At 71.4% G+C, this 10135-nt stretch carries 9 protein-coding genes; 5 read left to right on the top strand and 4 right to left on the bottom strand.

The genetic code is table 11. From position 1 onward, the window contains the following. Positions 1-350: 350 nt before the first annotated feature. From ACFU7Y_RS31735 to ACFU7Y_RS31720, 4 genes are all read left to right on the top strand, one after another. Positions 351-971 carry a hypothetical protein gene (locus ACFU7Y_RS31735; RefSeq protein ID WP_224279840.1) on the top strand — a complete coding sequence of 207 codons (621 nt, stop codon included), beginning with the start codon at positions 351-353 and terminating at the stop codon, positions 969-971. Next, positions 968-1498 (top strand): hypothetical protein, encoded by a 531-nt coding sequence (locus tag ACFU7Y_RS31730; RefSeq protein ID WP_224279842.1) that lies wholly within the window; start codon positions 968-970, stop codon positions 1496-1498. Before ACFU7Y_RS31735 ends, ACFU7Y_RS31730 begins: the two co-directional genes overlap by 4 nt. Before the next feature lie 82 nt (positions 1499-1580). Beyond that, positions 1581-1835: a hypothetical protein gene (locus ACFU7Y_RS31725; RefSeq protein ID WP_224279844.1), complete on the top strand. Its 255-nt coding sequence runs from the start codon at positions 1581-1583 to the stop codon at positions 1833-1835. Positions 1836-1990: 155 nt separating this feature from the next. After that, positions 1991-2404, top strand: coding sequence for a hypothetical protein (locus ACFU7Y_RS31720; RefSeq protein ID WP_380770456.1), 414 nt, complete (start codon positions 1991-1993; stop codon positions 2402-2404). Positions 2405-2622: 218 nt separating this feature from the next. On the opposite strand, the gene ACFU7Y_RS31715 is transcribed toward ACFU7Y_RS31720, so the two are convergent. Next, positions 2623-3369: a hypothetical protein gene (locus ACFU7Y_RS31715; protein WP_380770455.1), complete on the bottom strand. Its 747-nt coding sequence runs from the start codon at positions 3367-3369 to the stop codon at positions 2623-2625. Positions 3370-3782: 413 nt separating this feature from the next. Further along, positions 3783-5654 carry a glycoside hydrolase family 15 protein gene (locus ACFU7Y_RS31710; RefSeq protein ID WP_380770454.1) on the bottom strand — a complete coding sequence of 624 codons (1872 nt, stop codon included), beginning with the start codon at positions 5652-5654 and terminating at the stop codon, positions 3783-3785. A gap of 750 nt (positions 5655-6404) precedes the next feature. Here ACFU7Y_RS31710 and ACFU7Y_RS31705 point away from each other — a divergent pair. Next, entirely contained in the window at positions 6405-7715 is a 1311-nt protein-coding gene (locus tag ACFU7Y_RS31705) for a hypothetical protein (protein ID WP_380770453.1), read from the top strand. A 908-nt stretch (positions 7716-8623) separates the two neighbouring features. Here ACFU7Y_RS31705 and ACFU7Y_RS31700 read toward each other — a convergent pair. Both ACFU7Y_RS31700 and ACFU7Y_RS31695 read right to left on the bottom strand, forming a co-directional pair. Continuing rightward, a complete protein-coding gene (locus tag ACFU7Y_RS31700; RefSeq protein WP_380770452.1) occupies positions 8624-8992 on the bottom strand; it encodes a hypothetical protein in 369 nt (122 codons plus the stop codon). Positions 8993-9285: 293 nt separating this feature from the next. Further along, complete coding sequence (locus tag ACFU7Y_RS31695; protein WP_224285006.1) at positions 9286-9777, bottom strand: hypothetical protein; 492 nt, start codon at positions 9775-9777, stop codon at positions 9286-9288. Between the last annotated feature and the right edge of the window lie 358 nt (positions 9778-10135).

Here is a 10135-nt window from a genome sequence, read left to right as displayed (position 1 = left end):
TTCTATGACCGACCGGCGAATTCCCCCGGAGGAAATCCACGGACTTTCCGCAACTTCTCTGTCCACAGCCGCGGCGGACGACGATCCCTCGACGGGCCCGGGAACGGCGGGCCCCCGCGACCACCACCTCGAAGGGGGCGTACCACCAGGCCGAAGGTCCAGGAGGAGAGCGGCAGCCGGCTGCCGCACCGCCGTCGCCCGGATCAGCCCTCCTCGCCGTCGCCTTCGTCATCGCCTGAACCGGCAGGCCCGCGATCACGCGGCCCCTCCCGCACGGGCGTCGGAACCCGGTCGAGGGCAGGTCAGGCCGCCAGGTCCTGCACGGGCGGGGCGACGAGACGATCGCGGTGATGCGGGTCCTGGCGGACTGCCTGGGCGGAGCGGAGGACTGGGTCGTCGACACGCTGTGCGCTCTGTATGCCGAGCACGGCCGTGACCAGGAGGGCCTGGCCTACCTCGACACCCTCAAGGCACGCCTTGACGGTGAGGAGGAGCGGGACTTCTTCAGAATGCGGCCTCCGTTGCCGGCTGACTGCGGCCTGCCCGACGAGGCGATCGAGCAGGCCCGGGCCCGCCCCGAAGGCGGCACCTGGTACGCGGCCTGGTCTCTCTCGGACCTGCTTGCCGAGGCGGGCCGCACCGAGGTAGCCGTCGCCGTCCTCGAACAGCACCCGACGTCCAACAGTTCCATCCCGGCCCAGCGCCTCATCGACCTCGGCCGCATCGAAGTCGCCGTACAAGTCCTCCAGAACCGGCCGAGTGCCGAACCGGCCACCGACTCCTGGGTCGGCACCTGCTCCAACGAACCACCGACGGATCATCCGACCAGTGCTCTCCGACAGGCGATCGTGACCGATTGCCAAGTGATCTCGACTGCTCGGCCCAGGGTGCCGCAGGCGCACCGTGGCAGGGTGCCCTGCGGCTGGTGGGATGATCGCCGGGCAAGACGTCGGGCAGTGCGGAGGGCATGATGAAGGGCCGTTTCACCGACCCCGGGTTCACGGTGTACGAGTTCGCCGACGAGGTACTCGTCCGTTGCCCGCAGTGCGCGGGCTGCGCCCTCGTTCTCGCAAGGCTGGGCGAGTGCGAGCACCGCTGGATCGGCGTCCGGGAGTACACCCGCCGACGGCTGCGGTGCGGCTGTGGTCACGCCAAGGACGAGTTCCAGGGCTCCAGAGCCTTCGGCGGGCCTGTCGACCCGTACTTCGGGCTGCCGCTCTGGCTGGTCACGGACTGCTGCGGCGGACGGCAGCTCTGGGCGTACCACCTCGCCCATCTCGACCTGCTGCAGGGCTACATCAGCGCCGGACTTCGCGAGCGTGCCGCGGCCCCCGGCTCGATGAGCCTGGTGGAACGGCTGCCGGCCTGGGTGAAGTCGGCCAAGCACCGGGAGGAGAACCTCCGAGCGATCCGGCGGCTGCGCACCTCGGTTCCGCATGGGCGACAGGCCGGTATCGACGGGGCCTTTGCAGATATCGAGGCGGCCCCGGCGTCCTGAACCAGGTGGTCACACTCACCTGGCGAACGGCCAAGATCACCTGTCACAGGACAACCAGCAGAGCCACCAGGTCGTCGACGCCGTGACGGCGCTGCTGGCGGTCCGCGAGCGGCTTGGCGACGGGGCGCCGGCCTCGCTGGCCGCCGAGAAGGCGACCACGGCCGACACCCGGCTCGGTGCCATCCGCCGCATGCGCACCGGCCTGCACGACGCCGCCCGCCTGCTGACGGAGACCGTCCGACTGCTGACCACCGCCCACGGGAACGCCACCCTCGGCGTCGATGGCGCGATCAGCCGCAGCACCGACGGCACGCCTGGTTCTGTTCACGGGTTCTGACGGCAGATGTACACCACTTCGGGAGGCGCCCCGCCCGGGCCGGGGTCGATGTTCACGAGAGCGGGAGGCACCTCGTGGATCCGTCCGCCGGACGGCCGAGGCCAGGCGTCGAATTGGCCGTGCGTCGACGTCAGCGGGCCCCATAGGGTGTTCTGATGTTCGATCATTTGGAGATCGGGGTGTTGCCGCCGGGACCCCGGTTCGCTGCCCAGGTGCGGTTCCGGGTCAACGGCGAGGACGTGGTCGGAGAGGCGGTTCGCGAAGGCGGCCGCGAACCTTACGCGGCTGATGTGCTGCCAGCGGGCCGCCCCAGCCCTCTTCGGGCGACGGACGAGGCGCGCCGCCTGGAACTGGGGGAATCGGAGTGCACCGGTGGCTGCTGTGGCTTCCTGACCGTGGTCGTGCAGCGGTTCGGGGGGATCGTGCAGTGGTCGGACTGGGAGATGCCGCGGCAGTCTCCGCTCGACCCCGATCCCTACCCTCTGCCGGAGTTCCACTTTGACGCGGGTCAGTACGACGCCGAATTGGCTCGCGCTGAGGCGGACCGTTCGTGGCAGGTGCGACCGTAGCCCAGCACTGCGTGACCCCGCCCGGCCGCAGGCTCTTGCCGGCCCCGCGTCCGGGTCGACGGGCCCCTCCAGCAAGCCCAGGTGCCAAGGAACGACTGGAACGGGAGGCCGAGGAGCAGCTGGAGTGCGACCTGTTGGCTTGTGGGGCGGGAATGGTCTCTCGTCCTGGCGGCCGGCCGCGACGGGGTGCGGCCGGCCTGGCGGGACCTGTCACGTGTCTACGGCCGGTACCGGTCGGCGAGGTCGCCGTAGCCGCCTTCTGTCCAGACCGCCTTGCGGAACTCCGTGAGGCCGAGCGCCCCGGTGCTCTGCCCGGCGGTGGGTGGGAAGTGCGCGGTGCCGCAACGGGCGCAGTACCAGGCCTGGTTCCAGAGCCGTTCGGCCTGGGGGCGGCCCGCCAGACGCCGCCGTCTGGCGAGGAACAGCGCGGTCGCGCCCGCCAGGAGGGCGATCGAGAGGGCCAGGATCAGGTATGACCCCCAGAGCGGGACCAGCGCGTCGTTCGCGTCGGCGAGCGGGGCCGCCGGTGCAGGGGAAGCCGGAGCGGCCTCGGCAAGGCCGCCCGGGAGGAGGTCGGTGGGGAAGTCGTTCGGGAACCCCGGGTGCTTCGTCACCCAGTCCGGCGGCGAGAGGTCGGGCTTCTGGTGGACGGGCGCGTCGCGCGCCATGGTGCCCTGGATGAAGGTGAAGACTGCCCCGATCAGCGTCACGAAGCCCAGGACCGTCAGTGTCTGGATCGCCGTGCTGGTGGCGGGCGGCGCGGGTGCCAGGGCCCGGCCGAGGGCGGAGACCTCTTCGCGGGTCTCGGTGCGGCCGTCGCGGCCCAAGGTGCGCACGGTGACGTTCCGCCGCTCGCCCAGGTGGACCGCCGGCACGCTGCGGACCTGGTCGGTCAGCGCGCAGCTCGGGCAGGGCGTCAGGGTGCCGGGCGGCGGTGGCGCGGGTACGGCGTCGTTGATCGGCATGTGCGGAAATCCCCCCAGGAGTACGGCGATCGGGTGACCGTTCGTATCCGGGTGGACGCCGCCGCGCGGCCTCCGGTTGCGGCCCGCCGCGAGGACCGGAAACGCCTCCAGGCCACCCGAACCGCCCACGCGAAGCGGCCGGCGGGGCATCCCCGGACCCCCTCACCTGCACTGCGGCCCGCGGAATCGTGTGACCCGCTCTGCCGGTCCTCGGCCAGACCATGCCCGGCCTGCTGCTCTCCCGGTCCGGCCCGTCGGCCGCCGTCGCCGTCAGCTCCTGGGCGGCAGTGCCCGCGTACCCGCGGCCCGCAGGTGACGAGGCGGAAGCCCGCTGCGCGACTGACATCACCCTTCGCCACCACGGAATGTGCGACAGAGTCAACTTCTTCCTGACACGCTCCGATCGGGAACGGTCAGTCGTCCTGGTACTGCGCGCGGGCCTCGTCGAGTGCCTGGTCGAGGGTGGTGGCCGCCATGATCAGCGACAGGTGGGTGAACGCCTGTGGGAAGTTGCCCAGTTGCTCGCCGCTGGGGCCGATCTCCTCGGCGAAGAGGCCGACGTGGTTGGCGTAGGTCTGCATCTTCTCGAAGGCGTAGCGCGCCGGGCGCAGCCGGCCGGCGCGGGCGAGGGCATCGACGTAGAGGAAGGTGCAGAGGCTGAAGGTGCCCTCCGAGCCGCGCAGGCCGTCCGGTGAGGCCGCTGGGTCGTAGCGGTAGACGAGGCTGTCGGATACCAGGGTGCGGTCCATCGCGTCGAGCGTCGACAGCCAGCTCTCGGTCTGGGGGGCGAGGAAGCCGAGTCTGGGGATCAGCAGCAGCGAGGCGTCGAGCACGTCGCTCCCGTAGGTCTGGGTCAGGGCCTGTTCCTTCGCGTTCCAGGCGCGTTCCATCACTTGTTCCAGGATGGTGTCGCGGGCCGCCGTCCAGCGGGCGGTGTCGGCGGGGCGGCTGTAGTCGGACGCGAGCCGAAGGCCGCGGTCGAAGGCCGTCCAGCACATCACCCGGCTGAAGGTGAAGTCGTTGCGCCCGCCGCGGGTCTCCCAGACGCCCTCGTCCGGGCGGTCCCAGGAGTCGGCGAGCCAGTCCAGTGTCCGGGCCAGGTTCTTCCAGCCGTGGTAGCTGGCCCGCATACTGACCTCGCGACCCTCGGCCAGGGCGTAGAGCGCCTCGCCGTAGATGTCCAGTTGCAGCTGTTCGGCGGCGGCGTTCCCGGCCCGCACGGGGCGCGAGCCGCGGTATCCCTCCAGGTGCGGGAGGATCTCTTCGGTCAGCTCGGGGTCGCCGTCGACCCGGTACATGATCTGCAGCGGTTCGCCGACGATCTCCTTTCGGCCCCGCAGCCGGTCGCCCAGCCGCTCTCCCAGCCAGTGGGTGAACTGCGCGGCCTCCTCGGCGAACCCGAGGTCGAGCAGCGCCCGTACTGAGAGTGAGCCGTCCCGCACCCAGGTGTAGCGGTAGTCCCAGTTCCGTTCGCCACCGACCTGTTCGGGCAGCCCCATGGTGGCCGCGGCCACCGGGGCGCCGGTGGGGGCGTAGGTGAGCAGTTTGAGCGTGATGGCGGAACGGTTCACCATGCCGGGCCACCGGCCCCGGTACCGGGAGCGGCGCACCCAGCGTTGCCAGAACTCCACGGTCTGCCACAGCATTCCGACGACACCGTCCGGGGTCGGGGGCTCCGGCGGTTCCCCGTCCGGCCCGCAGACGGTGAACACGGCGGCCGCCACCTCGCCCGTGTTCAGGACGAGCTCACTGTGGACGTCCCGCAGGCCGGCGGCGCCACTGCCCGTGGCCTTTGCCCGCAGTGGAAAGGTGCTCTGCAGGTACGCGGTGACACCGGGAGCGCGGAACACGGCCGCGCCGTCGTCCCGAAGCTCCAGCTCGTGGGAGGCCCGGCCGTAGTCGAACCGCGGTCGGCACTCCAGTACGAAGCGCACCGTCCCGCGCACGGCCCGTACCCCGCGCACCAGCACATGCCGGTCGGTGGGCGTCCCCGTCCGGTCCGGCGGCATGAAGTCGAAGATCTCGCCGACCCCGTCAGGGGACATGAACCGGGTCACCAGGACCGCGGTGTCCGGGTAGTACAGCTGCCTGCAGGTGACACCGCGCTCCTCGGGCGCGAACAGGAAGTAGCCTCCGCGGTCGTGGTCCAGCAGCGCGGCGAACACGCTGGGCGAGTCGAACCTGGGCGCCGCGAACCAGTCGACCACCCCCTGTGCCGAGACCATCGCAGCGGTCTGCAGGTCGCCCACCAGGCCATGGTCGGCGATGGGCGGGTACCGATCCATGATCATCACGCCTTTCCGACAGCCACCCGCCCCTCCGTACCACTCTCCGCCCCCCCCGACCCCCTACGCGAGACGGAACCGCACTCTCACCGCTTCACCGCGATCCAGCCAGGAATCCCGCGGCTTTACCGTAGCCACCGGGAGGAATGGCTTCCCTGTGCGGGGGTGTCCCCGGTGTTCGACGGCTCCACGGGTGAACAACCCCGCCGAGGCGGTCGTTCACGCCGCTTCGGTCAGCGGCCGGCCTCCCCAGCGGCCTCGACGGGGACGTCGATGTGCTGAAGCAGTGCCTCAGCCGCCGGTGGTCACACCCCCCACAGTGCATCCCGGTCGGATCGACATCGACGCCCCGGTTCGGCGGCTGCCGGACGAACAATCGGCTTGCGGCGGGCAGTGGCATTCGGACATGATCCTCCCCATGCGCGACCTCAACAGGAAGGGCGGCCACCGCCCGAGCAGGTGAGCCCCACCCGCCGCCGACGACCGGCGGCCGGCCCCGTGCCACCACTCGCCGGGCGCCCGTACCCGGCTCAGCCGCTGCGGCCAGGCCGCCACCCCGGCCTCCGCCACCCCGGTTCCGCGCCCTGCCACGTTCACCACCACAGCCACGGCCGCGTCCACCACCGCGACCACGTGCGCGACCGCGCACCCGCCGTCGGCGCACCGGCGCCACGCGCCCCTCCACCTGTGGCCCACGCCGCCCCCGCCTTCGTTCCCCGTCGACAACAACCCGCCCTGGAGGAAACCCCTGTGACGACGACCCCGCTGGACACTGCCTGGAGCCTCGTGGAGTCCGGTGACCCGGGCGCCGCGATGCGCGAACTGCGCTCGGTCGCACGTGACCTGCCGGCCGCCCGGGTGGCCCCGCTGGTCGAGCGGCTGGCCGCCGACGGCGGCTTCGACGACCTCGTCGAGGCCGCCCGCACCCTGGTCGCCAAGCCCGCCCACCCCGGCGCGCTCTACCAGTACGGCTACGCCTGCGTCGGACGCGGCGCCTCCTTCCTCGCCGTCCCCGCCCTCACCGAGGCTCTGCGCGCGGCCGAAGCACCGCCGCGCGGCCTGCTCGCCAAGGTCCGCGGCCGGGCCGACCAGCGGCTTCCGATCATCGCCGAACTCGCCACCGCCCTTGAGGACGAGGAACGCCACGCCGAGGCCGTCACCCTGCTGCGCGACCACGACACGCTGCTCCGCGACTGGCCCGAGCGCTACCTGCTCGCGTACAACACCCTGATGGCCGGCGACGCCACCGTGGCCCGCACCGTCTTCGACCGCCTGCCGGCCGAGGCCGGCCAGTGGCAGCCCGCCGCCGACCGGCTGCGCCGCTCCCTCGACCGCGCCACGGCCGTCGCCGCCACCGCGCAGCCCGGCGACCCCGACCCGCTCCACCACCAGGCCCTGCGCGCCTGGCACTTCACCCTCACCGGCAGCCTGCTCACCACCCTGTCCCCGTACGGCTGGGACGCGGGGATGACCGGCCGCTACGCCTTCCTCCAGGACAGCTACGCGCTCTGCCGCGAAGGCCTGGAGCGGCTGCGGGTAATCCTGGAGGCGACCGGGACGCGCCCGCACTCGGTCTCCCTGCTGCCCGGCCGCGCAGACCGCGCGCTCGGCCTGGCCGCCGCCGACCTGCTCGGTCTGCCCGTCCAGCCCTACCGGCCGGGCACGGCGAACACCGTGGTGGTGGCCTACGACCTGAGCGAGGTGGACGACGAACTGCTCTCCCGCCTGAACGGGCGCGCACCGGGCGAGGTGCTGTACGAGCACGCGACCTGCTGGACCGAGGCGCCCGGCGTCGCAGCCGACGTCTGCGGCCTGCTCGGCCAGACGATCCTCGCACCCTGGGAGCCGCTCGGCGGCGAGCCGGACGAGCGGACCGCCGAAGAACTGGCGGCCGACATCCGCTCTGCCGACCCGACCCCGGACCCCGGCGACGGCGAGACCCCGGCCGACCCGGACGAGGCACTGGCCGCCTTCGCCCGCGCGGTCGCCCCTCGCTGGCTGACCAGTCCGCGCGACCGCTGCCGCTCCGCCGGCCCAGTGCGCAGCTCCCGCTTCGCCTGAGCGACGTGACGGTACATCACGCCGTTCGGCTGGCGAGCTCCTTCACGACGTCAGCTTCGCCCGACGGGCCTTGTGGTTGTTGAGCCGGGTCCCCACGCGAAGTACGACACCACCACCTGCTCCTCACCCCCGGGCCCCGCCTCCACGGCCTCCACCGGCTCCTTGTGTGGACGGGGCACCAGGGGATGCCGCTCCCGCTCCACGAACTGAGCGAGCGCGGCCAGGCCCTGGGCGAACCGGTCCGCCCGCGACACCTTCGGCTTGGCCTCGGCCGCCGACGAGGTTGCCCTGTCCTGACCAGTGCAGTCTCGGCTCTGATGGGGCCGGTTCGCAGGACGGCTCCACCAGACTTCGTCGTGGTGTCAGCTTCCAAGGCTCTCTGCGACGTGGATGAGTTCCTCGTCCGCGAGCCGTGGGGGACCGCCGGTGGTGACGACGAAGGTGTAGGTCCCGTCGGACCACGTCAGCGAGCGGGGTCCGTCATGAGGATCCGGTTGTGTGATGGTCGCAGGATGGCCCTTGATGTGGGCGGCCCGGCCGGCTGGCGGTGTGCTGGCTCCGGAGAGTCTGACTGATAATCAGGGACGACATCTCGGGCCCCGTTCCCAGTCGGTACCCGCTGGCCCAGGCCGGGGTGTCGGCCGGGAGCGGGGCCAGGCCGGGCAATTGGACCATCCTGTCTGCGGGGTAGCGGTAGTAGTTCTCCGGTAGGAACGCGGGCCGGAGAAGGTTGCGCTCATCGAAGTGGATGATGGGCTTGCCTGCGGCGGCGTCGTTCAGCGCCCTGGTTCCGAGCGGTTTGTCCAGGTGGGTTGTGATCCGCCCGATCCCCCGGGATCGCAGAACCCTGGGGGACTGTGTGTCGCAGGGAGACCTTGACTGCGCCGGCGGTCTCGTGGGCCACGAGCTCAGGTCTTTTCTCGCAACTCCAGCCGATGCTGAGCGTCGGGGTCTGTTTCGGCATAGGGCTCACCGGCGATGAAATAGATTCTGAACTCCAAGCCGTACAGCCGCCCGCGGACCTTATTTTTGATGCAAAGTGAGAACGTGTCAGCGTCGTCATAGCTGGAGCGGTTCACAGTCCGGACATGCTGACTTAGATGCTTGAACGACAGCGTCTCCCGATCAACCAACAGGCCAGGGATCCGTTCGACCGAGCCATGTAGCAGATAGAGGCACATCAGGTCCACCGGATGTGTGTCGTGTGCCAGTCGCGTAAAGAATCCATCGGAAAACTGTCCCGCAAAGGTGCCTCCAGCTGTCCCTGCCGTGGGCATGGGGGTAAATCTACGGCCTCCGGGACCAATGGAACAGTCAGTATCGGCGAGATTGATCTTGATGCCTTGAGTGGCTCTCTCGGCACCGGTCATCGGGCAGTCACGTCGGTCTGTGCCGTGCGCGGGCTGGGGAGTTCACCGGTCGGAAGGGTTCAGTCTCCACCGCCCCGCCGTGAAACGGCCGCCCCACGCGATGCCCCAGCAGCAGTACCCGCCGCAGCACCGCGGACAAGTCCCCAGCACACGGCACCACCCGCGCCCGCTGCGCCCACTCGGCCGCCGCCTCCCGCCCGTCAACGGCGGGCCGTAGCGGCGTCGGTCGGCAGCAGGTCACCCGTCCGGACCGCGCCGGCCACGACCCGGTGGCAGTCCCGGGCGAACGTCGTGGCCAAGCGGATCCGCCGCTGCGGCGCACCCGCCGGGTGAAGGGCGACATCCTTCACACCAGCGCTCCACCGCAGCCCACCCACCCCGGTCAACCCGCCACCGCTCCGCTGGACGGGCAGCAACGCCCGCGCCCACCGCGCCGGCTGCGCCCGGGCGACGTGGACGACGACCTCGTCGGGACGCAGCGTCACCCGGCCGATGCCGTAGGGGCCGCCGGTGTCGGCCGGCCGGTGCGATCCGTACTCGGTGAGCAGGGCCGCCAGGACGCGCGCCTCCCAGAGCTCCTGCTCGGGGTGGGCGGGAGCGGGAACGGGGCTGCGGTGTGCGGCGATCTCGGCCCGGTGCCGCCGCGAGGCCGGGAGCGGCACCCCGGCATGGCCGCCCCACGGGGCTGCCACCCCCACAGTTCGGGCCCCGCCCGGCCGTGCGACCTGTCACCCGATCAGGTGAACCCGGCCGCCGGAGAACCATGCCGTCCGCTCGCCCCCGCCCTGCCCGCAAAACTCCCCGCCCCGCGAGATCGGCAGAAATTTTTCGCCACCGGTGACATCCCGGCACCGGGTGCGCTCCGTCGAGTGGGCAGAGACGAACGGAGGCACGCCCTGTGCGTAGCGCAGACCTGGAGGAGTTCCGCGGTTTTGCCGAGGAGCGGTTGCCGCATCTGCGGCGGACGGCGTATCTGATGTGCGGTGACTGGCATCACGCGGAGGACATCACGCAGACCGCACTGACCAAGCTGTACTCCGTGTGGGGGAG

The organism is Kitasatospora sp. NPDC057542, from assembly GCF_042801945.1.
In the GTDB taxonomy this organism is placed as follows: Bacteria; Actinomycetota; Actinomycetes; order Streptomycetales; family Streptomycetaceae; genus Kitasatospora.
This window is presented reverse-complemented; position numbering and strand designations above follow the sequence as displayed.

Excerpts from the sequence above, each read along its gene's own strand:
- ACFU7Y_RS31715 (WP_380770455.1), bottom strand. The coding sequence starts at position 3,369 with ATGCCGATCAACGACGCCGTACCCGCGCCACCGCCGCCCGGCACCCTG.
- ACFU7Y_RS31720 (WP_380770456.1), top strand. The coding sequence starts at position 1,991 with ATGTTCGATCATTTGGAGATCGGGGTGTTGCCGCCGGGACCCCGGTTC.
- ACFU7Y_RS31730 (WP_224279842.1), top strand. The coding sequence starts at position 968 with ATGATGAAGGGCCGTTTCACCGACCCCGGGTTCACGGTGTACGAGTTC.
- ACFU7Y_RS31710 (WP_380770454.1), bottom strand. The coding sequence starts at position 5,654 with ATGGATCGGTACCCGCCCATCGCCGACCATGGCCTGGTGGGCGACCTG.
- ACFU7Y_RS31735 (WP_224279840.1), top strand. The coding sequence starts at position 351 with ATGCGGGTCCTGGCGGACTGCCTGGGCGGAGCGGAGGACTGGGTCGTC.
- ACFU7Y_RS31700 (WP_380770452.1), bottom strand. The coding sequence starts at position 8,992 with ATGCCCACGGCAGGGACAGCTGGAGGCACCTTTGCGGGACAGTTTTCC.